The sequence below is a fragment of the Pseudonocardia petroleophila genome (assembly GCF_014235185.1).
In the GTDB taxonomy this organism is placed as follows: Bacteria; Actinomycetota; Actinomycetes; order Mycobacteriales; family Pseudonocardiaceae; genus Pseudonocardia; species Pseudonocardia petroleophila.
In genome coordinates this window covers 1,820,680-1,842,778 of sequence record NZ_CP060131.1, presented here as the reverse complement: position 1 = coordinate 1,842,778, position 22,099 = coordinate 1,820,680, and the positions used below count along the sequence as shown (strand labels likewise).

26 protein-coding genes are annotated in these 22,099 nt (G+C 75.7%); 12 read left to right on the top strand and 14 right to left on the bottom strand.

The features are described from left to right. Nucleotides 1–4: 4 nt before the first annotated feature. The 5 genes from H6H00_RS09310 to H6H00_RS09290 form a co-directional block, all read right to left on the bottom strand. The gene (locus tag H6H00_RS09310; RefSeq protein ID WP_185720898.1) at nt 5–640 is read right to left on the bottom strand and encodes a DJ-1/PfpI family protein; all 636 of its coding nucleotides are present in this window, start codon (nt 638–640) and stop codon (nt 5–7) included. Nucleotides 641–642: 2 nt separating this feature from the next. After that, entirely contained in the window at nt 643–1,629 is a 987-nt protein-coding gene (locus H6H00_RS09305) for a GlxA family transcriptional regulator (RefSeq protein WP_185720897.1), read from the bottom strand. A gap of 61 nt (nt 1,630–1,690) precedes the next feature. Then, nucleotides 1,691–2,341, bottom strand: a complete 651-nt coding sequence (locus H6H00_RS09300; protein WP_185720896.1) for a DedA family protein — start codon at nt 2,339–2,341, stop codon at nt 1,691–1,693. 27 nt (nt 2,342–2,368) lie between these two features. Next, on the bottom strand, nt 2,369–2,587 hold the full coding sequence (locus H6H00_RS09295; RefSeq protein ID WP_185720895.1) for a hypothetical protein: 219 nt from the start codon (nt 2,585–2,587) through the stop codon (nt 2,369–2,371). 4 nt (nt 2,588–2,591) lie between these two features. Then, nucleotides 2,592–3,173, bottom strand: a complete 582-nt coding sequence (locus H6H00_RS09290) for a SigE family RNA polymerase sigma factor (protein ID WP_255425658.1) — start codon at nt 3,171–3,173, stop codon at nt 2,592–2,594. Nucleotides 3,174–3,244: 71 nt separating this feature from the next. On the opposite strand from H6H00_RS09290, the gene fbaA reads away from it, so the two are divergent. From fbaA to H6H00_RS09240, 10 genes are all read left to right on the top strand, one after another. Continuing rightward, nucleotides 3,245–4,276 carry a class II fructose-bisphosphate aldolase gene (fbaA, locus tag H6H00_RS09285; RefSeq protein WP_185720894.1) on the top strand — a complete coding sequence of 344 codons (1,032 nt, stop codon included), beginning with the start codon at nt 3,245–3,247 and terminating at the stop codon, nt 4,274–4,276. Nucleotides 4,277–4,278: 2 nt separating this feature from the next. Next, nucleotides 4,279–4,914 carry a DUF1707 SHOCT-like domain-containing protein gene (locus H6H00_RS09280; protein ID WP_185720893.1) on the top strand — a complete coding sequence of 212 codons (636 nt, stop codon included), beginning with the start codon at nt 4,279–4,281 and terminating at the stop codon, nt 4,912–4,914. A gap of 45 nt (nt 4,915–4,959) precedes the next feature. Then, complete coding sequence (locus H6H00_RS09275; protein ID WP_185720892.1) at nt 4,960–5,373, top strand: DUF3151 domain-containing protein; 414 nt, start codon at nt 4,960–4,962, stop codon at nt 5,371–5,373. A 3-nt stretch (nt 5,374–5,376) separates the two neighbouring features. After that, nucleotides 5,377–6,456, top strand: a complete 1,080-nt coding sequence (locus tag H6H00_RS09270) for an FUSC family protein (protein ID WP_221775840.1) — start codon at nt 5,377–5,379, stop codon at nt 6,454–6,456. A gap of 16 nt (nt 6,457–6,472) precedes the next feature. Next, nucleotides 6,473–7,666, top strand: a complete 1,194-nt coding sequence (locus H6H00_RS09265; RefSeq protein ID WP_185720891.1) for a DUF6986 family protein — start codon at nt 6,473–6,475, stop codon at nt 7,664–7,666. A 66-nt stretch (nt 7,667–7,732) separates the two neighbouring features. Beyond that, entirely contained in the window at nt 7,733–8,224 is a 492-nt protein-coding gene (uraD, locus tag H6H00_RS09260) for a 2-oxo-4-hydroxy-4-carboxy-5-ureidoimidazoline decarboxylase (protein WP_185720890.1), read from the top strand. Then, nucleotides 8,221–8,541 (top strand): hydroxyisourate hydrolase, encoded by a 321-nt coding sequence (uraH, locus tag H6H00_RS09255; protein ID WP_185720889.1) that lies wholly within the window; start codon nt 8,221–8,223, stop codon nt 8,539–8,541. Before uraD ends, uraH begins: the two co-directional genes overlap by 4 nt. A 2-nt stretch (nt 8,542–8,543) precedes the next feature. Further along, entirely contained in the window at nt 8,544–9,023 is a 480-nt protein-coding gene (locus tag H6H00_RS09250) for a nucleoside deaminase (RefSeq protein WP_185720888.1), read from the top strand. After that, on the top strand, nt 9,023–9,796 hold the full coding sequence (locus H6H00_RS09245; protein ID WP_185720887.1) for an FAD binding domain-containing protein: 774 nt from the start codon (nt 9,023–9,025) through the stop codon (nt 9,794–9,796). Before H6H00_RS09250 ends, H6H00_RS09245 begins: the two co-directional genes overlap by 1 nt. Then, nucleotides 9,793–12,435, top strand: coding sequence for a molybdopterin-dependent oxidoreductase (locus H6H00_RS09240; protein WP_185720886.1), 2,643 nt, complete (start codon nt 9,793–9,795; stop codon nt 12,433–12,435). The genes H6H00_RS09245 and H6H00_RS09240 overlap by 4 nt, the downstream gene beginning before the upstream one ends. Before the next feature lie 621 nt (nt 12,436–13,056). Here H6H00_RS09240 and H6H00_RS09235 read toward each other — a convergent pair. The 3 genes from H6H00_RS09235 to H6H00_RS09225 are packed head-to-tail and all read right to left on the bottom strand — an operon-like array spanning nt 13,057 to nt 15,173. Continuing rightward, nucleotides 13,057–13,806 (bottom strand): urease accessory protein UreD, encoded by a 750-nt coding sequence (locus H6H00_RS09235; protein WP_185720885.1) that lies wholly within the window; start codon nt 13,804–13,806, stop codon nt 13,057–13,059. 1 nt (nt 13,807) lies between these two features. Further along, nucleotides 13,808–14,515, bottom strand: a complete 708-nt coding sequence (ureG, locus tag H6H00_RS09230; protein WP_185720884.1) for an urease accessory protein UreG — start codon at nt 14,513–14,515, stop codon at nt 13,808–13,810. Further along, nucleotides 14,505–15,173: an urease accessory protein UreF gene (locus tag H6H00_RS09225; protein WP_185720883.1), complete on the bottom strand. Its 669-nt coding sequence runs from the start codon at nt 15,171–15,173 to the stop codon at nt 14,505–14,507. Before H6H00_RS09225 ends, ureG begins: the two co-directional genes overlap by 11 nt. An 86-nt stretch (nt 15,174–15,259) precedes the next feature. Between H6H00_RS09225 and H6H00_RS09220 the strand changes: the two genes are divergently transcribed. After that, nucleotides 15,260–15,478, top strand: a complete 219-nt coding sequence (locus tag H6H00_RS09220) for a hypothetical protein (RefSeq protein WP_185720882.1) — start codon at nt 15,260–15,262, stop codon at nt 15,476–15,478. On the opposite strand, the gene H6H00_RS09215 is transcribed toward H6H00_RS09220, so the two are convergent. Genes H6H00_RS09215 through H6H00_RS09195 form a run of 5 tightly spaced genes read right to left on the bottom strand, consistent with a single transcriptional unit; the run spans nt 15,463 to nt 20,485 of the window. Further along, nucleotides 15,463–17,178: an urease subunit alpha gene (locus tag H6H00_RS09215; protein WP_185720881.1), complete on the bottom strand. Its 1,716-nt coding sequence runs from the start codon at nt 17,176–17,178 to the stop codon at nt 15,463–15,465. The genes H6H00_RS09220 and H6H00_RS09215 overlap by 16 nt on opposite strands. Then, on the bottom strand, nt 17,175–17,486 hold the full coding sequence (locus H6H00_RS09210; protein ID WP_185720880.1) for an urease subunit beta: 312 nt from the start codon (nt 17,484–17,486) through the stop codon (nt 17,175–17,177). The genes H6H00_RS09215 and H6H00_RS09210 overlap by 4 nt, the downstream gene beginning before the upstream one ends. Then, a complete protein-coding gene (locus H6H00_RS09205) occupies nt 17,483–17,785 on the bottom strand; it encodes an urease subunit gamma (RefSeq protein ID WP_185720879.1) in 303 nt (100 codons plus the stop codon). The genes H6H00_RS09210 and H6H00_RS09205 overlap by 4 nt, the downstream gene beginning before the upstream one ends. Before the next feature lie 46 nt (nt 17,786–17,831). After that, a complete protein-coding gene (locus tag H6H00_RS09200) occupies nt 17,832–18,920 on the bottom strand; it encodes a hypothetical protein (protein WP_185720878.1) in 1,089 nt (362 codons plus the stop codon). Continuing rightward, complete coding sequence (locus tag H6H00_RS09195) at nt 18,905–20,485, bottom strand: ABC-F family ATP-binding cassette domain-containing protein (protein WP_185720877.1); 1,581 nt, start codon at nt 20,483–20,485, stop codon at nt 18,905–18,907. The genes H6H00_RS09200 and H6H00_RS09195 overlap by 16 nt, the downstream gene beginning before the upstream one ends. 199 nt (nt 20,486–20,684) lie before the next feature. On the opposite strand from H6H00_RS09195, the gene H6H00_RS09190 reads away from it, so the two are divergent. After that, nucleotides 20,685–21,347 (top strand): lysophospholipid acyltransferase family protein, encoded by a 663-nt coding sequence (locus H6H00_RS09190; RefSeq protein WP_255425657.1) that lies wholly within the window; start codon nt 20,685–20,687, stop codon nt 21,345–21,347. Between the two features lie 31 nt (nt 21,348–21,378). On the opposite strand, the gene H6H00_RS09185 is transcribed toward H6H00_RS09190, so the two are convergent. Continuing rightward, nucleotides 21,379–22,095, bottom strand: a complete 717-nt coding sequence (locus H6H00_RS09185; protein ID WP_255425656.1) for a hypothetical protein — start codon at nt 22,093–22,095, stop codon at nt 21,379–21,381. Nucleotides 22,096–22,099 lie beyond the last annotated feature (4 nt).

The following is a 22,099-nucleotide window of genomic DNA, read 5'->3' as shown; positions in this document are numbered from 1 at the left end:
GTGGTCACGCCCGCACCGCCGCGTACTCGGCGATCCGCGCCATGACCTCCGCGCCCACGCGCGACGGGTGGCCCGCGTCGAACGGGGGCGCCGGGTCGTACTCGACCAGCGTCTGCGCGGCCCGGGCCGCGACGTCGTCGACGAGCAGTGCGACGAGCCGCAGAGCCATGTCGATCCCGGCGGACACCCCGGCCGCGGTGACGATCCGCTCGGGCAGGTGCTCGACGACGCGCTGCGTGACGGGCTCGGCACCGAGGCCGCCGAGCGTGTCGAGCAGGGCCCAGTGCGTGGTGGCGGTCAGCCCGTCGAGCAGGCCGGCCGCGGCGAGCACGAGCGATCCCGTGCAGACCGAGGTCGTGAACCGGGTCCCGGTGTGCGCCGCGCGGACCCACTCCGGCAGCGGGCCGTCGAGCTGCGACCGGGTGCCGATGCCACCGGGCACCAGCACGACGTCGGGGGCGGGCACCTCGTCGAACGCGGCGTCGACGGTGAGGCCGAGGAACCCGTTCTCGGTGCGCACCTCGCCGCGCCGCTCCCCGACGAACACGACGTCGAGCGAGGGCACGCGCTGCAGCACCTCGTAGGGCCCGACCGCGTCGAGCGCGGTGACCCGCGGGAACAGGGCGATGGCGACCTGCACGGTCAGCTCCTCTCGGTGGGGGCGGCGAAGTGCCGCCGGTAGTGGTCGGGCGGGACGCCGAGCCGGCGCAGGAACGCGCGGCGCATCGTCTCGGCGGACCCGAAGCCGGCGCGGGCGGCGACGACGCCCACGAGCAGCGGCTCGGACTCCAGCAGCCGCCGGGCGGTGTCGACGCGGACCTGCTCGACGTAGTCGCCCGGCGGGCAGCCGACGAGCCGGGTGAACTCGCGTCCGAAGTGCCGCTCGCTCATCCCGACGTGCGCGGCGAGGGCGGGGACGCGCAGGTCCGCGGCCGGGTCGGCGTGCACGAGGTCCTGGGCGGCGCGCACCGACGGCCGGGGCGCGGGGTCCGTCCAGACCGGTGCGGCGAACTGGCTCTGCCCGCCGGGGCGCCGCAGGAAGACGACGAACTCGCGCGCGAGCTCCTGCGCGACTGCGGCGTCGTGGTCGGCCTCGACGAGGGCCAGCGCCAGGTCGATCCCCGCGGTGACGCCGGCGGAGGTCCAGATCCGGCCGCTGCGCTCGTAGATCGAGTCGGGACGGACGTCGACGGCGGGGTGGGCGGCGGCCAGCGTGCCCGCCCAGCGCCAGTGCGTGGCGGCCCGCCTGCCGTCGAGCAGGCCCGCGGCGGCCAGCACGAACGCCCCGGTGCACACCGACGCGACCCGCTGGGCGCGACCCGCGGCGCGGCGCACCCAGCCGACGAACTCGGGGTCGGTGGCCGCGGCGCGGGTGCCGGACCCGCCGGGGACCAGCAGCGTGCCGATCGGACCGGTCTCGGGCAGTCCGTGCGTGGCGACGACCTGCAGCCCGCTGTCGCCGCCGACCGGCCCCGGCCGCGCCGCGACGAGCGCGACGTCGTAGCCGCGGTCGGGTTCGCCGCGCGCGGCGAACAGGGTCGACGCGCCCCTCAGCACCTCGTGCGGCCCGGTGACGTCGAGCGGCTGGAACCCGTCGAACAGGGGGAGGACGACCTGGTGGGCGGGCACCCGTCCACGGTCGCGCGGTCGCGGGACGGCGTCAACGACGCGGTTCCCACGGATCCGGCCATCAGTGGGCGGCGTGCGCCCCCGGCGTCCGGCGCGCCCGGATGATCTCGATGACGATCGGTACGACGGACAGGAACACGATCAGCAGCAGCATCAGCTCGATGTTGTCGCGGACGAACTGGAACTGGCCGAGCCAGAACCCCAGCACCGTGACGCCCGCGGCCCACAGGACGCCGCCGATCAGCGAGTACGTGAAGTAGCGCCGGGCGTCCATCCTGCCCACGCCGGCCATCACCGTGATGAAGGTGCGCACGATCGGCACGAACCGGCCCAGCACGATCGCCCGGGTGCCGTACTTGTCGAAGAACTCCTGCGTGCGCGCCACGTGCTTGGGCTTGAACAGCCTCGACTCGGGCTTGTCGAACACGGCGGGGCCCGCGGCGCGGCCGATGTAGTAGCCCGCGACGTTGCCGACGAACGCGGCGACCACGAGCAGGGCGCACACCGCCCACAGCGGGAACCCGATCGCCCCCTGCGCGACGAACAGGCCCGCGGTGAACAGCAGGGAGTCGCCCGGCAGGAAGAACCCGAGCAGCAGGCCGCACTCGGCGAACACGATGAGCGCCAGCCCGACCAGCGCCCACGGGCCCAGCCAGCTGATGATCACGTCGGGCTTGAGCCACTCCGGGCCGAGGGCGAGCGTGGTCGTCATCACCGGCGTGACGATACCGAGACCGGCTCAGCCCAGTGCGGGCAGCACTCCCGGCGCGAGGAGCGAGAGCAGGGCGAGGACCGTGCCGAGGACGACGCCGCCGAGCAGGGCCAGCAGCAGCGCCGTGCGCACCGACATGCCGGGGGCGGGCTCGGGCTCACCGCGCGGGGGCGCCATCGGGCGGCCGCCGCCGCGGGCCTGCGCGCGCAGGGCCTCGGCGAGTCGGCGTTCGGGATCGGCGGTCACGGGATCACCGGGCGTCCTTCGGCTTCAGCACGTGCGAGACGGCGTCGAGCGCCCGGCTCGCCGTCGACTTGACGGTGCCGCGGCTGATCCCGGTGGCGTCGGCGATCTCCGCCTCGCTCAGCCCCCCGTAGTAGCGCAGCACGAGCACCTCGCGCTGGCGCGGGGGCAGCGTCGCGAGGGCGTCGACGACGGCCTGGTGCTCGGCCGAAAGCATCGCCAGCGACTCCGCCGACCGGGCGTTGACCTGGTGCGGGGGGACGTACTCGCGGGCGGTGCGGCGGCGGCGCAGCACCGACCGCGACCCGTTGACGACGGCCGTGCGCAGGTAGCCCACGGCGGCGGCCTCGTCGCGGAGGCCGGACCAGTGGCGGTGCAGCCCCGCGAACGCCTCCTGGACGACGTCCTCCGCGGTGGCGGGGTCGTCGACCAGCAGGACGGCGAGCCGGACCAGGCGCACCCGGTGGTCGCGGTAGAGGTCGGCGAGGGTCAGCGGCGCGTTCGGCAGCGGCGCGGGCGGGATCGGGTCCAGCCTGCGCAGGCCGCTGAGCGTCTGCTCGACGGCGCGCTCGATACCGTCGGCAGCCACGGAGCCCAGCGTAGTGCGCGATACTGCCGTCGAAGAAGCGCACCGGTCAGACGTCGAGGAGGGCCACACCCGTGCCTATCGCCACGCCCGAGATCTACAACCAGATGCTGGACAACGCCAAGAGCGGCCAGTTCGCCTACCCCGCCATCAACGTCACCAGCAGCGAGACGCTGAACGCGGCGCTGCGCGGCTTCGCCGAGGCGGAGAGCGACGGCATCATCCAGGTCTCCACGGGCGGCGCCGAGTTCCTCTCCGGCACGCGCGTCAAGGACATGGTCGTCGGGGCGACGGCGCTGGCCGAGTTCGCCCACGTCGCCGCGCGGCACTACCCGATCAACGTGGCGCTGCACACCGACCACTGCCCCAAGGACAAGCTCGACGGGTTCGTCCGCCCGCTCATCGCGATCAGCCAGGAGCGCGTCGACCGCGGCGAGAACCCGCTGTTCCAGAGCCACATGTGGGACGGCTCCGCGGTGGAGCTGGAGGAGAACCTGTCCATCGCCGCCGAGCTCCTGGAGCTGGCCGGCAAGGCGAAGATTATCCTCGAGGTGGAGATCGGCGTCGTCGGCGGCGAGGAGGACGGCGTCGCGAACGACATCAACGACAAGCTCTACACCGCCCCCGGCGACTACGAGCGCACCGTCGAGGTCCTCGGCGCCGGCGAGAAGGGCCGCTACCTGCTCGCCGCCACGTTCGGCAACGTGCACGGCGTCTACAAGCCGGGCAACGTCAAGCTGCGCCCGGAGATCCTCAAGCAGGGTCAGGAGGTCGCGATCGCCAAGCTGGGCCTCGACGCGTCGGCGAAGCCGTTCGACCTGGTCTTCCACGGCGGATCGGGCTCGCTGATCGAGGAGATCCACGAGGCGCTCGACTACGGCGTCGTGAAGATGAACGTCGACACCGACACCCAGTACGCGTTCACGCGGCCGATCGCGGGCCACATGTTCAGCAACTACGACGGGGTGCTCAAGGTCGACGGCGAGGTCGGCAACAAGAAGACCTACGACCCGCGCACCTACCTCAAGGCCGCAGAACTCAACATGGCCGAGCGCGTCACGCTGGCCTGCGAGAACCTGCGCTCGACGGGCCAGAAGCTGAAGTAGGGATGGCGGCGGAGGACCCGGCGGTCCGGGTCGGGGACACCGAGCGGCGCGCTGCGGACGAGCGTCTGCAGCGCGCCCACGGCGAGGGGCGGTTGACCCTCGCCGAGTACGAGGAGCGGTCCGCGGGGGCCTGGGCGGCCCGGACCCGCGCCGACCTCGACGCGCTCACCGCGGACCTCCCGGCCCCGGGCCCGGCGGTCCCGGCCGCGGCCGGGCCGGTCGCCGTCGACCGGGACCCCGGTGCGCCCGCCTGGGTCCGGCGCGCCGGCGGGCTCCTCGGCACGCTCGTCGTCGGGGCGGCGGTGCTCTGGGGCGGCGGACAGCTCCTCGGCCGCGACGACGGCGCAGCGGTGTTCGGCAGCCGCACGATCGCCCTCGCGCCCGGCGACGACCGCGTCGAGCTCGGGTTCCTCTTCGGCAGCACCGACGTCGTGGTGCCCGACGACGCCCGGGTCGTCGTGAACGGGGCGGTGGTGTTCGGCTCCGTCGACTGCGACGCGGCCTGCTCGGGCACCGGCGTCCGCGAGATCACCGTGGACGCCTCCGGCGCGTTCGGCAGCGTCGACGTCCGGACGGCGAGCGAGGCCGCGGCCGCCGACCGGGACGACGACCGGGACGACGACGGGGACGACGACTGACCCACGGGCGCACCGGCCCGGACCCGAAGCAGGCAGGATGGGCCCATGACGCTGCACGGCAACCTGCTCGGACCCGACCCCACCCTGCTCCCGGTCGACCCGGCCGCCGCCGAGCTCGACGGCGGCGCCGACCCGGCGAAGGTCGCCGCCGACCACCCGACGTCGGCCATCGCCTGGGCCCAGCTCGCCGAGAACGCGCTCGCCGCGGGCGAGACGATCACCGGGTACGCCTACGCGCGCACCGGCTACCACCGCAGCCTCGACATGCTGCGCCACAACGGCTGGAAGGGCTTCGGCCCCGTGCCGTGGTCGCACGAGCCCAACCGGGGCTTCCTGCGCGCGCTCGCCGCACTGCACCGCGCGGCCGTCGCGATCGGCGAGTCCGACGAGGCCGAGCGCACCGCCACGTTCCTCGTCGAGTCCGACCCCGCCGCACCCGCGGCACTCGGCCTGAGCTGACCCGTGCGCGGCCGTCGCCTGCGGGCCCACCTGCGCGCCCGCGGCCGGCGCGTCGCGCTCTCGGCCCTGCCGATCCTGCAGTGCGCGATCGCGGCGGGGCTCGCGTGGTACGTCGCGAGCGACCTCGTCGGCCACGCCCGGCCGTTCTTCGCCCCGATCGCCGCGGTGATCAGCCTCGGGCTGTCGCTCACCAGCCGGCTGCGCCGCGTGGCGGAGCTGGTGGCGGGCGTCAGCGTCGGGGTGCTGGTGGGGGACCTGCTGATCTCCCAGATCGGCTCCGGGGCCTGGCAGATCGTGCTCGTCGTGGCGCTGGCGATGTCGGTGGCCGTGTTCGCCGACGGCGCCACGCTGCTCGTCGCCCAGGCCGGCTCGTCCGCGGTGCTGGTCGCCACGCTGCTGCCGCCCGGTGACGCCGGGGGCATCGACCGCTGCGTCGACGCCCTGATCGGCGGCCTCGTCGGCGTCGTCGTGGCGGGGGTGATCCCGACCGACCCGGTGCGCCCGGTGCAGCGCGGGGCCCGCGCCCTGCTCGACGAGCTGGCCGCCGTCCTCGCCTGCACCGGCGACGCGCTGCGCGTGCGCGACCCGGCGATCGCGCTCGCCGCGCTGGAGCGGGCCCGCGCCTCCCAGCCCCTGATCGACGAGCTGCGCTCCGCCCTGCGCGGCGGGCACGAGGTCGCCACGGTGGCCCCGCTCTACCGGCGACGGCGGCGGCAGCTCGGCCGCTACAGCGAGCTGGCCGAGCGCGCCGACTACGCCATGCGCAACGCCCGCGTGCTCGCCCGCCGCGCGTACCAGGCCCTGCTCGACGACGAGCCCGCCGCCCCCGAGCTCGCCGACGCACTCGGCGAGCTGTCCGCGGCCGTCGGCACGCTCACCTCCGAGCTCGGCCGCGAGGGCGACCGGGAGCGGGCCCGCGAGCCGGTGCTCGACGTCGTCCGGCACGCGGTGGTGCTGTCGGAGGTGTGGGTGCCGGGGCCGTCGGAGCAGGTGATCGTCGCGCAGCTCCGGAGCATCGCCCTGGACCTGCTGCAGGCCACCGGCCTGACGCGCACCGAGGCCCTGACGGCCATGCGCTCGTAGCCCGCAGAATGCGGGGATGACCCCCGACGCCGTCGCCGACGCCCTCGACCGCTCGCTCGCCGGCGTCGACGCCGCCCTCGACCGCGCCTACCCGGGCGATCCGGGCACGCGCCAGCCGGTGCACACCGTCTACGTGCCCGCCGACCGGTTCCACCCGGGCACCTCCGCGGAGTGGGGCGCGGCGGCGCTGGAGCTGTTCGACGCCCACGCCGCCACCCCGGCCGACGTCGCCGCGGTGTGGGGGCTCCCGCCGGAGCTGGCCGCGGAGGTGCACGGGCGGGTGCGGGCCAAGCTCGCCGCCGAGCCGATCGAGGACCTGCGCGTCGACTTCGAGGACGGCTACGGCCCGCGCGGTGACGACGAGGAGGACGCCGAGGCCGTCCGGGTGGCGGGGGAGATCGCGGGGGCGGCCCCGTTCGTCGGCATCCGGTTCCGCAGCCTCGAGGCCGCGACGCGCCGGCGCGGGGTGCGCACGCTGCACGCGTTCCTCGGCGCACTGGGCACGGTGCCCGCGGGGTTCGTGCTGACGCTGCCGAAGGTGACGGCCCCGGAGCAGGTGTCGGCGCTGGTCACCGTGCTGGAGGGGCTGGAGGCCGAGCACGGCCTCGCCCCCGTGCGGTTCGAGGTCCAGGTGGAGACGCCGCAGTCGGTGCTCGGCCCCGACGGCACGTCGCCGCTGCCGCGGATGATCGCGCTGGCCCGCGGCCGCTGCACCGGGCTGCACTACGGCACCTACGACTACTCCGCGTCGCTCGGCATCGCCGCGCAGCACCAGAGCACGGAGCACCCGGTCGCCGACCACGCGAAGGCCGTGATGCAGGTGGCGGCCGCGGGCACCGGCGTCCGGCTCTCCGACGGGTCGACGAACGTGCTCCCCGTCGGGTCCCGCGACGAGGTCCGCGCGGCCTGGTCGCTGCACGGCCGGCTCGTGCGGCGCAGCCTCGAACGCGGCTTCCACCAGGGCTGGGACCTGCACCCCGGACACCTGCCGAGCCGGTTCGTCACCGGGTTCGCGTTCTACCGGGAGACCTTCCCCGCGGTCGCGGCCCGCCTGCGCGCCTACCACGAGCGCGCCGGATCCGGCTTCCTCGACGAGCCGGCCACCGCCCGCGCGATGGCCGGCTACCTGCTCCGCGGCCTGCGGTGCGGGGCGGTCGACGCCGCGGAGCTGGAGGCGGCGACGGGCCGCCCGGTCGACGCACTCGGCTAGCGCTCCGTGCCCGGAGTTCACAGGGATGTGCGACGCCGGGACGCGGTGATCGGGGAGGATGGGCGGATGCGGTTGGAGACCTTCAACGCCCTGCCCGAGCGGGACGCGGAGACCCTGCTCCACGACTGCTGCTCGTCGTACGACTGGTCGGAGCCGGTCACGGCCGGGCGGCCCTACCCCAGCGTCGACGCGCTGATCGCGCAGGGCGACGTCGAGTTCGCGATGCTCACCGACGACCAGGTGACCGACGCGCTGCACGGCCACCCCCGCATCGGCGAGCGGCTGACCGACCACGTCTCGCCCGCCTGGTCGCAGCAGGAGCAGGCCGGCGTCGTGACGGCCGACGCCGAGATCAGGGAGGCGTTCAAGAAGGGCAACTTCGAGTACGAGGTGCGGTTCGGGCACGCGTTCCTGGTCTGCGCCGACGGCCGGTCCGCCGAGGAGCTGCTGGCGGTGCTGCGGGAGCGGATGCGGAACGACCCGGCGACCGAGTCCCGCGTCCTGCGCGCCGAGCTCTCCAGGATCACCGCGCTGCGGCTGCGGAGGTTGTTCGAGTGAGCCTGTCCACGCACGTGCTGGACGCCGCCCTCGGCCGTCCCGCCGCCGGGGTGGCCGTCGCGCTCACCGCGCCCGACGGCACGGTCCGCGAGGGCGTCACCGACGACGACGGGCGCATCGGCGACCTCGCCCCCGGGGCGCTGCCGGGCGGCACGTACCGTCTCCGCTTCGACACCGGGTCCTACTTCTCCGCCACGGGGCAGGCCGGTTTCTACCCGGAGGTCGTCGTGGCCGTCACCGTCGACGCCGACCGGCCGCACACCCACGTGCCGCTGCTGCTGTCGCCGTTCTCCTACTCGACCTACCGAGGGAGCTGAGCATGGGAACCGGGATGTCGGACCAGGACTGGCTCACCACCGCCGTCGACCTCGCCGTCGCCAACGTCGGAGCCGGGGGCGGGCCGTTCGGTGCCGTGCTCGTCGCCGACGGGGCGCAGATCGGCAGCGGGCAGAACCGGGTCACCCGCGACAACGACCCCACCGCGCACGCCGAGGTCGTCGCGATCCGGGGGGCGTGCGCCGCCCGCGGCGACTTCTCCCTGGCCGGGAGCACCCTCTACTCCTCGTGCGAGCCGTGCCCGATGTGCATGGCGTCGGCGCTGTGGGCGCGGGTCGACCGGATCGTCTACGCCGCCGACCGCTACGACGCGGCCCGCGGCGGGTTCGACGACCTGGAGTTCTACGAGCTGTTCGCCCGCGACCGCAGCACCTGGGCGACGCGGGTCGACGCCGTCGCGCTGCCGACCGGCCCGGCGCCGTTCGACACCTGGCTCGCCGCGGCCGACCGGGTCGCGTACTGATGGACCTCCCCACCGTCACCGCCCTGCGCCGCCCCGTCGACCGGGCGGGGCTGGCCGGGCTCGGTCCCGGCGCGGCCGTCCTCGCCGGGGGGACGTGGCTGTTCTCCGAGCCGCAGGACCACCTGCACACCCTCGTCGACCTCGACGGGCTGGGCTGGCCGCCGGTCACCCGCACCGCCGACGGCGTGTCGGTCGCCGCCACCTGCACCCTCGACGAGCTGGTCGCGGCCGGGATCCCGCTCGCGGACGAGTGCGTCGGCGCGCTGGCGGCGTCGTTCAAGATCACCTCGCTGGCCACGGTCGGCGGCAACGTCTGCCTCGCCCTGCCCGCGGGGTCGATGACGTCGCTGGCCGTCGCGCTCGACGGGGTCGCGGTGCTGTGGGGGCCCGCCGAGGACCGGCGTGTGCCGGTCGTCGACCTGGTCACCGGGGTGCGGTCCACGGCGCTGCGCCCGGGCGAGGTGCTCCGCTCCGTCGACCTGCCGGCGGCGGCGCTCGCCCAACCGCTCGCGTTCCGGCGCGCCGCGCTGTCGGCGCAGGGCCGGTCGGGCGCGGTGGTGATCGGGCGCCGGGGGACCGGGCTCGTCCTGTCCGTCACCGCCGCGACCTCGCGCCCGCACCGCATCGCCTTCCCCGGCGTGCCGACCGCGGAGGAGCTGGTCACAACCCTGGACGCGATCCCGGAGTGGTACGACGACCCGCACGGCTCGCCCGACTGGCGCCGGCACGTCACCGGGCTGCTGGCCGAGGAGATCCGGACGGGGCTCGGGTGAGGTTCGAGGTCGACGGGTCCCCGGCCGAGGCCGACCCCGCCCCGGGCCGGTGCCTGCGCACCCTGCTGCGCGAGCTCGGGCACACCGCGCCGAAGAAGGGCTGCGACGCGGGCGACTGCGGCGCGTGCACCGTCCTCGTCGACGGCGCACCCGTGCACGCCTGCGTCTACCCGGCGGTCCGCGCCGACGGCCGGTCCGTCACCACCGCCGCGGGGCTGGGCACCCCGGAGGACCTGCACCCGGTGCAGCGGCGGTTCGTCGACGCGGGCGGGTTCCAGTGCGGGTTCTGCACCGCGGGGATGGTCGTCACGGCCGCCGCGCTGCCCGACGGCGACCGCGGCCGGCTGTTCAAGGGCAACCTCTGCCGCTGCACGGGCTACCGCGCGATCCGCGACGCCCTCGACGGGACGGTCACCACGGAGGACCGGTCCCACCCCGGCAGCTCCCTTCCGGCGCCGGCCGGGGCCCGCATCGTCAGCGGTCGGGAGCCGTACACGCTCGACGAGCCGCCGCCCGGGGTGCTGCACCTCGCCGTGCTCGGCAGCCCGCACGCGCACGCGCGGGTCCGGTCGGTCGACGCGTCCGCAGCCGCCGCGCTCCCCGGCGTCCACGCCGTGCTCACCCACCTCGACGCGCCGCCCGTCGCGTTCTCCACGGGCCGCCACGACGACCGGCTCGACGACCCCGACGACACGCTCGTCCTCGACCCCGTCCTGCGCTTCCACGGGCAGCGCGTCGCCGCGGTGGTGGCCGACTCGGTCGCGGTGGCACAGGCCGCGTGTCGGGCGCTTGTCGTCGACTACGAGGTCCTGCCGGCCGTGCTCACCCCGGCCGCCGCGCTGGAGCCGGGGGCGCCGCTGGTGCACGGGGACAAGGGCGCGGACGCCCGGATCGCCGACCCGTCGCGGAACCTGGTGGCCGAGCAGCACGGCGAGGTCGGGTCGGTCGCCGACGGGCTGGCCGCGGCCGACGTCGTCGTGTCCGGGACCTGGCGCACCGGGCGCGTCGCGCACACCTCGCTGGAGACCCACGGCACCGTCGGCTGGCTCGACGGCGACCGGCTCGTCCTGCGCACCGGCACCCAGGTGCCGTTCCTGGTGCGCGACGAGATCGCCCGCGTGTTCGGGCTGCGCGACGTGCGGGTGTTCGCCGCGCGGGTCGGCGGCGGGTTCGGCGGCAAGCAGGAGATGCTCACCGAGGACCTGGTCACGCTCGCCGTGCTCACGACCGGGCGGCCCGTCCAGTACGAGTTCACCCGCACCGACGAGCTGACGGTGGCGCCCGCACGGCACCCGATGAGCGTGTCGGTGCAGGTCGGGGCCACCGCCGACGGCGTGCTGACGGCGCTGGCGATCGACGTCGTCGCCGACGCGGGCGCCTACGGCAACCACAGCCCCGGGGTGATGTTCCACGGCTGCCACGAGTCGATGGCGCAGTACCGGTGCGCGAACAAGCGGGTGGACGCGCGGTCGGTCTACACGCACACGATCCCGTCGGGGGCGTTCCGCGGGTACGGGCTCGGGCAGGTGATGTTCGGGATCGAGGGCGCGCTCGACGAGCTGGCGCACCGGCTGGGGATCGACCCGTTCGAGCTGCGGCGGCGCAACGTCGTGGCGCCGGGCGACGCGTTCGTCGCCTCGTCCGACGAACCGGACGACCTCACCTTCGGCGGCAGCTACGGGCTCGACCAGTGCCTGGACCTGGCCCAGGCCGCCCTCCGGCGGGACGCACTGCCCGCCCCCGAGGGATGGCCGGTCGGTGAGGGGATGGCGGTCGCGATGATCGCCACGATCCCGCCGCGCGGGCACCACGCCGAGGCGTCGGTGACGCTGGAGGCCGACGGCACCTACACCGTGCGCGTCGGCACCGCGGAGTTCGGCAACGGCACCACGACGGTGCATGTGCAGTTCGCGGCCACCGCGCTGGGCACCACGGCCGACCGCGTCCGGATCGTCCGGTCCGACACCGACGCCGTCGGGTACGACACGGGGGCGTTCGGGTCGGCGGGCTCGGTGGTGGCCGGGCGGGCGCTGCTCGCGGCGGCGACGGAGCTGCGGTCGCGGATACTGGCGGCGGCGGGACCGGTGCGCGAGCCGGTGCTGGGGCCGCAGGGCGTGCAGGACGGCGAGCGGTTCGTCCCGCTCACCGCGCTGGCCCCGCTGCGCGCCTCCGCCGTCCACGACGGCACGCCGCGGTCGGTCGCGTTCAACGTCCACGCGTTCCGGGTGGCCGTCGACCCGGGGACCGGGGAGGTCGCGATCCTGCGGTCCGTGCAGGCCGTCGACGCCGGGACGGTGCTCAACCCCGAGCAGTGCCGAGGGCAGGTCGAGGGCGGGGTGGCGCAGGCGCTGGGCTCGGCGCTGTTCGAGGAGGTCGTGCTCGACGGCACCGGCCGCGTCACCACCTCGGTGCTGCGCGACTACCACGTCCCGCAGCTCGCCGACGTCCCGCGCACCGAGGTGCTGTTCGCCGACACCCACGACGAGCACGGCCCGTTCGGGGCGAAGTCGATGAGCGAGGCCCCCTACAACCCGGTGGCCCCGGCACTGGCGAACGCGATCCGCGACGCGCTCGGCATCCGCCCGACGGAGCTGCCGATGACCCGCGACCGCCTCTGGCGCCTGACCCCTGACCCCTGACCCCTGACCCCTGACCCCTGACCCCTGACCCCGCGAGTTTGCCGCTCCCACCCCGCGAGTTTGCGGTTCCCGCCCCGCGAGTTTGCGGCTCTAGCCCGGCGAGTTTGCCGACTGCGCCCGGCGAGTTTGCCGCTCACGCCCCGCGAGTTGGCCGCTCACGCCCGGCGGGCTCGGCGCTCTGGTGCGCCTGTTCGGCCGTTGACGCCCGTCACGGATTCGCGGGGTCCCCCGAAGCGGTCGCCACCCATCTGGTCGTGTCCGGGCGGCTCACCGGGCGGATCGGCCGACGTGATGGGCGGACTCGCCGCGCGAAAACTCGCCGGGCGCAGTCGGCAAACTCGCCGGGGGTGAGCCGGCAAACTCGGCGGGGTGGGAGCGGGCGATGCCGCTGTCGGGGTGCGTGGTCGGGTGCAGGTGCTTACTGCAGCGTCGGGACCGCCGCCGCCAGCACCTCCGACGACCAGCCGGGGTGCGCGGCCACCGCCGTCGCCAGGTCGCGGGCCGCGCGCGGTCGGCAAACTCGCCGGACGCGGTCGGCAAACTCGCCGGGGGTGGTGGGCAAACTCGGCGGGGTGGGAGCGGGCGATGCCGCTGTCGGGGTGCGTGGTCGGGCGCAGGTGCCTACTGCAGCGCCGGGACCGCCGCCGCCAGCACCTCCGACGACCAGCCGGGGTGCGCGGCCACCGCCGTCGCCAGGTCGCGCTGCGTCGTCACCGCGTCCGGGCCGACCGCCGTGGCCAGCGACCCGCCCCGGGCCAGCGGCGTGAGCGACCACCACTCGCCCGCCACCGCCTCCGCCGGGTCCGCGCCCCACACCAGCACCTCGGTGGCCAGCACGCGGCGCCCGGCGAGGTGCGCGGGCGAGGGGTCGAGGTCCTGGGTCTGCACGAGCAGCGGCCCGGCGGGCCCGTCCACGCGCGTCGACCCGCGGTAGCGCCCGGCCCGCTCACCGCTGCGCCCGGCCACCAGCACCTCCCGCGCCCGCAGCCGCGCCCCGGCACCGAGGACGGCGTCGAGGACGGTCACGTGATCGGCCCGGCGCGTCACCACGGTCGGCTCGGGCAGGTACCGCACCGAAGCGCCGTCGCCGATCTCCAGGCGCACGGCGAACCGGCTGCCCCCCGGCGCGGCCAGCGCGACCGCGGCGGCCACGCCCGTCAGCACGAGGTGCGCCCCGGGCTCCACCACGACGTCGAGCTCCACGTCGTCGCCGGACAGCGGGGTCGCCGCCGACCCGACCAGGTGCACGGTGAGCGCCGGGTCCCGCCCGGCCGCGGTGCCGCGTCGCGGCAGCAGGGTCAGCGGGGCCTGCGAGCGCAGCTCCCGCACGACCCCATCCGCCGACACGACGAGCCGCGCACGCGACCGCACGTCAGACGACCGCCCCGCGCACGGCCGCCACCTGCGCGAGCACCCACTGCGCCACCTCGGCGGCCGCGGGGTCGTGCACCAGCGACTGCGTGACGACGGGCAGCGCGCCCCGCACCCGGGCGGCGTCGCCGGTCATCACGGCCATGTCGGCGCCGACGAGCGGGGCGAGGTCGACCTTGTTGATGACGAGCAGGTCGGCCGTGGTGACACCGGGCCCGCCCTTGCGCGGCACCTTGTCCCCGCCCGCGACGTCGACGACGAAGATCTGCCGGTCGACCAGGCCGCGGCTGAACACCGCGGTGAGGTTGTCGCCGCCGCTCTCCACGAGCACGAGGTCGAGGTCGCCGAAGCGCTCCTCCAGCAGCTCGACGGCGTCGAGGTTGGCGGTGATGTCGTCGCGGATCGCGGTGTGCGGGCAGCACCCGGTCTGCACGGCCTCGATCCGGTCGGGGGCGAGCACGCCCGCGCGACGGAGGAAGTCGGCGTCCTCGGTCGTGTAGATGTCGTTGGTGACGACGGCGAGGCGCAGCCGGTCGGCCAGCGTGCGGGCGAGCGCCGCGACCAGCGCGGTCTTGCCGCTGCCGACGGGGCCGCCGATGCCGATGCGGACCGAGCGCCCGGTCTCCGCAGGCGCCGGATCGGGGTCGGGGTCGACGGCCGTCGGGTCGAGCGAGTGCCCGTGACCGTGTCCGTGGGGTTCAGCTGGCAAAGAGACGCACCTGCTCTCGGTGGTGGGTGACGTGGGCCTGGGCCATGAGGTCGAGGACGGGCGCCCCCGGGGCGGGCAGCTCCGCGACGGGTCCCGCCGCGGACCGCACCGCCGAGTCGACGACGCCGTCCAGCACGCCGGCCAGGCCGGTGACCACGGCGTTGACGGCGAACGGGTCGAGCCCGAGCAGCCGGATCGCCGCCGAGGCGGGCCCGCTGACCGCGAGGTAGCCGACGCACTGCGCCGCGTCCGCGGGCGTGCCCCCCTCGGCCCCGACCACGGCCCCGACCAGCAGCGCGTGGTGCGGGCGGGGGTCGACGGCGCACAGGGCGTCGAGGGCGTCCGACGGCCAGGCGAGCCGGGCGGCCCGCAGCGTCGCCCGGCCCTGCGCGCGGGAGACCGTGCGCTGGGCGGGGGAGGGGGTGCGGGCGTCGAGCTCGGCGTCGAGGAGGGCGAACCCCGTCCCCCCGGCGGCCGCCGCCGCGAACGACGCCGCCACGAGACCGGCCGTCCGCAGGCGGCCGTCGAGGAGGGCGGCGAGGTCGTCGACGCAGGTCACGAGCCCGCGGGCGACCGCCTCCTCCACGCCGCCGGAGTGCACGTGTCCGCCGCCGGGGAAGCGGGCGTCGGCCAGGGTGAGGGCGGCGAGGGTGGCCATCAGGCGGCCGCCGCGTGAACGTCACACCTGTGGGTGCGGAACCTTCGCGGCTCCGCAGGCGTCCTATCCACGTGACCATCCTCGACATGCCCCGGAGCCGCCTCCTGCGCGTCGCCGCCGTGTGGGTGGCGGCCACCCTGTTCGGGCTGCTCGTCGCCGCGACCACGAGGATCGGCCCCATCGTCGCCAGCCTGAGCTACAACCACGGCGTGCACCTGGGCGATCTCCTGGCCTTCGCCGCCGCCTACCTCGTGGCCGCCGCCGTCACCGTCTCCGAGTTCGAGCGGCATCAGAACAGGAAGTAGCGCTGCGCCATCGGCAGCTCGCTCACCGGGGCGGGCTCCACGAGGTCGCCGTCGATCCGCACCGCGAACGAGTCCGGGTCCACCCTGACCTCGGGCGTCGCGGAGTTGCCGACCATCTCCGCCTTCGTGACGCGCCGCGTGTCGGCGACCGGGACGCACGGCGTGCGCAGCTCCAGGTGGTCGAGCCCGGCCTCGAGCGCCGCGGCGGAGACGAAGGTGCGGCTGGTCGCCGACGCCACCGCGGGCGAGGCCCCGAACATCGGACGCGCGAGCACCGGCTGCGGGGTGGGGATCGAGGCGTTCGCGTCGCCCATCGCGGCCCACGCGATGAACCCGCCCTTGAGCACGACGTGCGGGCGGATCCCGAAGAACTTCGGGTCCCACAGCACCAGGTCGGCGAGCTTGCCCACCTCCACCGAGCCGATCTCGTCGGCCATCCCGTGCGCGATCGCCGGGTTGATCGTGTACTTGGCGACGTAGCGCCGGGCCCGCACGTTGTCGGCGGCACCGTCCCCGGGCAGCGCACCGCGCGCGGCCTTCATGACGTGCGCGGTCTGCCAGGTGCGGATGATCACCTCGCCGATCCGGCCCATCGCCTGGCTGTCCGAGCTCATCATCGAGATCGCGCCCAGGTCGTGCAGCACGTCCTCCGCCGCGATCGTGGTCGGCCGGATCCGGCTCTCCGCGAACGCCAGGTCCTCGGTGACCGACGGGTTGAGGTGGTGGCAGACCATCAGCATGTCGAGGTGCTCGTCGATGGTGTTCACGGTGTGCGGGCGCGTCGGGTTCGTCGACGACGGGAGCACGTTGCCCTGCGAGACGACCTCGATGATGTCCGGTGCGTGCCCGCCACCCGCGCCCTCGGTGTGGAACGCGTTGATCGAGCGGCCCCCGATCGCCTCCAGCGTGGACGCGACGAAGCCGGCCTCGTTGAGCGTGTCGGTGTGGATCGCCACCTGCACCCCGGACGCGTCGGCGACCCGCAGGCAGGCGTCGATCACGGCGGGGGTGGTGCCCCAGTCCTCGTGCAGCTTGAACCCGCCCGCCCCGGCGCGCAGCTGCTTCCACAGGGCGTCGGCGCTGGTGGTGTTGCCCTTGCCCATCAGCAGCAGGTTGATCGGGAGGTGGTCCATCGCCTGCAGCATCCGGCCGATCGCGCGCGGCCCGGGCGTGATGGTGGTGGCCTTGGTGCCGTCGGCGGGTCCGGTGCCGCCGCCGGCGAGCGTCGTCAGACCGCTGGCCAGCGCCGTGTCGACGAGCTGCGGGCAGATGAAGTGGACGTGGCAGTCGATGCCGCCCGCGGTGAGGATGCGGCCGTTGCCCGCGATGATCTCCGTCGACGGGCCGATCACCAGCTCCGGCGTGACACCGTCCATCACGTCGGGGTTGCCGGCCTTGCCGATGCCGACGATGCGCCCGTCGGTGACGCCGACGTCGGCCTTGACGACGCCCCAGTGGTCGAGGACCACAGCCCCGGTGATGACGAGGTCGGGGGCGCCCTGCGCGGAGGTGCGCGCCGACTGCCCCATCGACTCGCGGATCACCTTGCCGCCGCCGAAGAGCACCTCGTCGCCGGAGGCGGCGCCGCGGCTGCGGTCCTCGGTGACCTCGATCAGCAGGTTCGTGTCGGCCAGCCGGATCCGGTCGCCGACGGTGGGACCGAACAGGTCGGCGTAGCGGCCGCGCTCGATGCTCGTCATCGGTCGAGGTCCCCCGCCCACTCCGGACGCAGCCCCGGCACGGTGCGCGCCCCCGCCAGCGGCACGAGCACCACCTCCCGCTCGACGCCCGGCTCGAAGCGCACCGACGTGCCCGCAGGGATGTCCAGGTGCGTGCCCCACGCGGCGTCGCGGTCGAACTCCAGGCCGGGGTTGACCGCGGCGAAGTGGTAGTGCGACCCGACCTGCACGGGCCGGTCGGCGGCGTTGACCACGACCAGGGTGGTGCGCTCGCGCCCGGGGTTGAGCGGCACGTCGCCGTCGCCGGGGAGGATCTCGCCCGGGATCACGGGATCGGGCTGTGGACGGTGACGAGCTTCGTCCCGTCCGGGAAGGTGGCCTCGACCTGCACCGAGTCGATCATCTCCGGGATCCCCTCCAGGACGTCGCCGCGGCCGAGCACCGACCGCCCGCTCGACATCAGCTCGCTCACGGTGCGCCCGTCGCGGGCGCCCTCCAGCACGTGGTCGGTGATCAGGGCGACGGCCTCCGGGTAGTTGAGGAGCACGCCGCGTTCGCGGCGCGCACGGGCGACCCCGGCCGCCACGTGCACCAGCAGCTTGTCCTGCTCCTGCGGGCTGAGGTACATGGCGGCCATCCTCACGGTGCGCTGTTACTCCCGTGTGGCGGGGGTGTTACCCGCGTCCGCGCAGGACGTCCCACGTCGACGGGCGCAGCCCGCGCGGGACGCGGGCGGCCGGATCGTCGGTGCCGCTGCTGGTCAGCACGGGGGGCAGCCAGGTCGGGGGGAGCGCGTCGGCGTCGAGCAGCTCGTCGGCCCAGCGGTGCAGCGGGCCGTCGAGGTCGAGCCGGCGCGCGACGAGCTTCCGGTAGGCGGGCCCGAACCAGCTCCAGGCGACGGGCCGCGCCGGCAGCCCGAGCCACGAGCCGCCGAACGCGAGCGGCGGCTCGGACGAGGTCGAGTACAGCTGCCGCCCGGTCCAGGTGAGGTCGCGCTGCACCGAGGCGGACGCGTAGAACGCGCCCGACGCCGCGGCGATCGCGACGAACAGGTCCTGCGCCGCGGCGCGCAGGGCCGGGTCGTCGAGGGCCGTCCGGTCGACGGTCAGGCCGTGCGTGCGCACCGGCCCGCGACCCGCCGCGGCGGCCAGCGACCCCTCGTAGCAGGGCCGCGCGGCGCGGTAGTACACGGCGTCGGCGACGTGCGCGGCGACGAACGCGGCGTCGCCGTCGACGTCCAGGCGCAGGCGCGGCGGCTCCGACGGCCCGAACCGCACGGGCAGCGCGGCGGGCAGGTGGGTGCGGCACAGGTGGAGCCAGCGCTGCGCGAGATCGGCCGGGGCGTCGGCGCGGCGGACGTACCAGCGCAGCTGAACGACGTCGACGAGCCGGTCGCTGCTCGACGTGGGGGTGTGCAGCGTGCCCGCCGACCACAGCCCGGTCGCCGGGTCCTCGACGATCCCGGTGGCACCGGCGAGCGCCCGGGCGAACGCCACCGCCCGCTCGACGCCCGCCGGGGCGCTGCCCTGCACCACGACCGACACGCTCCAGCGGCAGGACGCGACGTCCAGCTCCGGCACGTCGGCGGGCTCGACCTGCGTCGGGACGTCGCCGGGCTCGACGGGTTCCGGCGCGCCCACGTCAGCGACGTACTCCCCGCCGAGCCGCAGGACCCCGTCCCCGCCGATCACGAGGCCGACGGCCCGGGCCGCCGCCGCGGGATCGGGACGCTCGCGCAGGTACACGCTCAGATCGCGGGACACGCCGCCATCCTGCCGTCGGCCAGGGCCACCTCGCGGCCTGCCCACCGGCGGCGCAGCCACCGGTCGTGGCTGGCGACGACGACCGCGCCCGGGCTCCCGCCGATGGCCTCCTCCAGCTCGTCGCACAGGGCGGGGGACAGGTGGTTGGTCGGCTCGTCGAGCAGCAGGAGCTGCGGGGCGCTCGCGACGAGCAGCGCCAGCTCCAGGCGCCGCCGCTGGCCCACCGACAGCACGCCGACGGGCCGGTCGACGTCGCGCGGGTGGACGAGGCCGAGGTCGCGCAGCGGGACGGGGTGGTCCCCGTAGTACTGCCGCGGGGTGCGGTCCGGGTCCGGCAGCTCGACGTCCTGCGCCAGCAGCCCGATCCGCAGCCCGCGCCGCCGGTGCACCGTGCCCTCCGCGGGCAGCCGCCCGGCCAGCACCGCGAGCAGCGTCGACTTGCCCGACCCGTTCGCGCCGGTCACGAGCACGCGGTCGGACGCGCCGACGTCGAGGCGGGGCAGCTCCAGCCGGCCCACGACCCGGACGTCCCGCAGCGCCGCGGCCGGGCCCGTCCCCGCCTCACCGACGGTCGCCGCGAACCGCAGCGGCACCGGCGGGCGGCGCACCTGGTCGCGGTCGAGCTCGTCGAGGCGGCGCCGGGCGTTGCGGACGCGGCGGGAGACCTGGCTCTGCACCCGCCCGCGCTTGAACCCGTAGAACAGCTTGGGCTCGTTGCCCCGCGGCCGACCCGGCGCCACCTGGTGGGCGGTCACCGCGACCGAGACCCGCAGGTCGGCCAGCTCCTCCTGCTCGTCGGCGTAGCGCTGCTCCCAGCGCTCCCGCGCCGCCCGGCGCTCGGCGAGGTAGGCCGAGTAGCCGCCGCCGTACCGCGTCGGGCCGTCGACGGCCGGATCGAGGTCGACGACGTCGGTGCACACCGCGTCGAGGAACGCGCGGTCGTGGCTGGCGAGCACGACGACCCCGGGCAGCCCGCGCAGCGTCTCCTCCAGGAAGGCCGCGGCGGTGTCGTCGAGGTGGTTGGTGGGCTCGTCGAGCAGCAGCGCGTCGGGCCGCCGGACCAGCAGCGCGGTCAGCCCCACGCGGCTGCGCTGCCCGCCGGAGAGCGAGTCGAGCGTGCGGTCGTGCGGGATCCCGGCGAGGCCCAGGCCGTGCAGCGTCAGCTCGGCGCGCCGGTCGGCGTCCCAGGCGTCGTGGTCCTGGGCCCACTCCAGGCGCTCGGCGTAGTCGTCGGCCCGCTCGGGGAGCAGCGCGGCGAGCGCGTCGACCGCGGCGACCGCGGCCCGGGCGTCGCGCAGCGCGTCGTCGAGGACGTCGGCGATCGTCGCGGAACCCGGGTACGGCAGCTCCTGGTGGCCGAACCCCAGGTCGGTGGGCCGCTCGACGGAGCCTGCGTCGGGCTCCTCGACGCCCGCGAGCAGCCGCAGCAGCGTCGACTTGCCCGCGCCGTTCTCCCCGATCAGCCCGATCCGGCGGCCGGGGGCGGCGGTGAGGGAGACGCCGTCGAGGACGGTGCGGTCGCCGTACGCGCGGACGACGTCACGGGCGAGCAGGGCTGAGGGCACGGGCGCACCACCGGGGAGTTCGGGTGAGGGGCAGCCGCCGGGCGAGGCCTCGGGCGGGTGCGGGTGCGCTCAGATCCACATGAGGGGGCCGAGTCTGCCCCGGGCGCCCCGACGCCCGCAACCGGATTCGCGGATGCGCCATCCGGGTGGCCCCGCGCACGCGCGGGAACCGGCCGGTCACGCCCGGCGTTCCCCGCCCGTGCATCTCCTCGTGCGCTTCCTGCTGGCCCCGATCGCCCGGCTGCTGTGGCGGCCCGTCGTGCAGGGGGTCGAGCGCCTGCCGAAGCGGGGTGCGCTGATCATCGCGGCCAACCACCGGGCGGCCGTCGACACGGCCGTCATCGCGCTCACCGCGCGCCGGCCCGTCGCGTTCCTCGGCAAGGCCGAGTACTTCGTGGGGCGGGGGATCAAGGGGCGGGCGCTGGCCCGGTTCCTCTCGGCGCTGGGCTACGTGCCGGTCGACCGCGGCTCGGCGAAGGCCGGGCTCGCCGCCCTCCACGCGGGCCGGTCCGTGCTCGACGCCGGCGGCGCGTTCGCGATCTACCCGGAGGGCACCCGCTCCCTCGACGGCCGCCTGCACCGCGGCCACACCGGCGTCGCCACGCTCGCCCTCGGCGCGGGCGCCCCGGTCGTGCCGGTCGCGCTGCTCGGCACCGAGCGCGTGCAGCCGGTGGGGAAGCGCCTGCCGCGGCTGCGCCGGGTCGTGATCCGCTACGGCGCCCCGCTCGACTTCTCCCGCTACGACGGCCTGGAGAGCTCCCCGGCGATCCGCCGCGCGGTCACCGACCAGATCATGGACGCCATCGCCACGCTGTCCCAGCAGGAGTACGTCGACACCTACCACGAGCGGCCCGCCGCCTAGATCCGGTCGAACCGCCCGGACCCCGCTCGGGTCAGGGGAGGGCGAGGAGCCAGTCCGACGTGTGCCGGTACCAGGTCCGGCGCTCCAGCGGGCGGGGGTGGGCGACGCCGTCGGACACCGCGGTGAACGGCCGCCCGCCCACCTGCACCGCCCGGCCCAGGGCCGAACCGCGGCCCCGACGGGCGGTGGGGGCGACGGGACGGACCGCGCCGGTGGGCAGCCGGGAGCCGCGGCCGGCCCGCACCGCGATGCCGTCCGGGCCCGGGGCCACCACCAGGCGGGGGGTCCGGCCGCGCAGGACGAGCGCGTCGTCGCAGTAGCACTCGCCGTCGAGGTCACGGACCTCCCCGCGCCCGACGAGCACGCCTCCGGTGTCGTCGCGCACCAGCGGCACCGCCGTCGCCCGGCCGTGCAGCGCCGTCCCGACCGGGCCCAGCCCCCAGATCGCGGCCACAGCCGACCGCCGCGACGACGGGACGTAGCCGATCTCCACGTGCAGCCGCTCGGTGCGCAGCAGGCGGAGCAGGACCGCGGCCAGATCCGCGTCGGTGCCGTGCACGACCACCCGCTGCGGATCGTGCTCGACCAGCAGCGGGTCGAGCTCCGCACGGCCGGGCCGGGCGGGCAGCGCGACGGTGGGCACCCCGTCGAAGGCGGGCGGGCGCCGACTACCGTAGAGCGGGAGCCGCCGCTCCCGGGCCGGGTCCGCGCAGGTCAGCACCAGTCGTCTCGAGTCGATCGTGACCACCTGA

Coding starts and splice junctions, on each gene's coding strand:
- H6H00_RS09300 (WP_185720896.1), bottom strand. CDS start 2,341: ATGACGACCACGCTCGCCCTCGGCCCGGAGTGGCTCAAGCCCGACGTG.
- H6H00_RS09280 (WP_185720893.1), top strand. CDS start 4,279: ATGGCGGCGGAGGACCCGGCGGTCCGGGTCGGGGACACCGAGCGGCGC.
- H6H00_RS09275 (WP_185720892.1), top strand. CDS start 4,960: ATGACGCTGCACGGCAACCTGCTCGGACCCGACCCCACCCTGCTCCCG.
- H6H00_RS09265 (WP_185720891.1), top strand. CDS start 6,473: ATGACCCCCGACGCCGTCGCCGACGCCCTCGACCGCTCGCTCGCCGGC.
- uraD (WP_185720890.1), top strand. CDS start 7,733: ATGCGGTTGGAGACCTTCAACGCCCTGCCCGAGCGGGACGCGGAGACC.
- H6H00_RS09250 (WP_185720888.1), top strand. CDS start 8,544: ATGGGAACCGGGATGTCGGACCAGGACTGGCTCACCACCGCCGTCGAC.
- H6H00_RS09245 (WP_185720887.1), top strand. CDS start 9,023: ATGGACCTCCCCACCGTCACCGCCCTGCGCCGCCCCGTCGACCGGGCG.
- H6H00_RS09225 (WP_185720883.1), bottom strand. CDS start 15,173: ATGGCCACCCTCGCCGCCCTCACCCTGGCCGACGCCCGCTTCCCCGGC.
- H6H00_RS09220 (WP_185720882.1), top strand. CDS start 15,260: ATGCCCCGGAGCCGCCTCCTGCGCGTCGCCGCCGTGTGGGTGGCGGCC.
- H6H00_RS09215 (WP_185720881.1), bottom strand. CDS start 17,178: ATGACGAGCATCGAGCGCGGCCGCTACGCCGACCTGTTCGGTCCCACC.
- H6H00_RS09205 (WP_185720879.1), bottom strand. CDS start 17,785: ATGTACCTCAGCCCGCAGGAGCAGGACAAGCTGCTGGTGCACGTGGCG.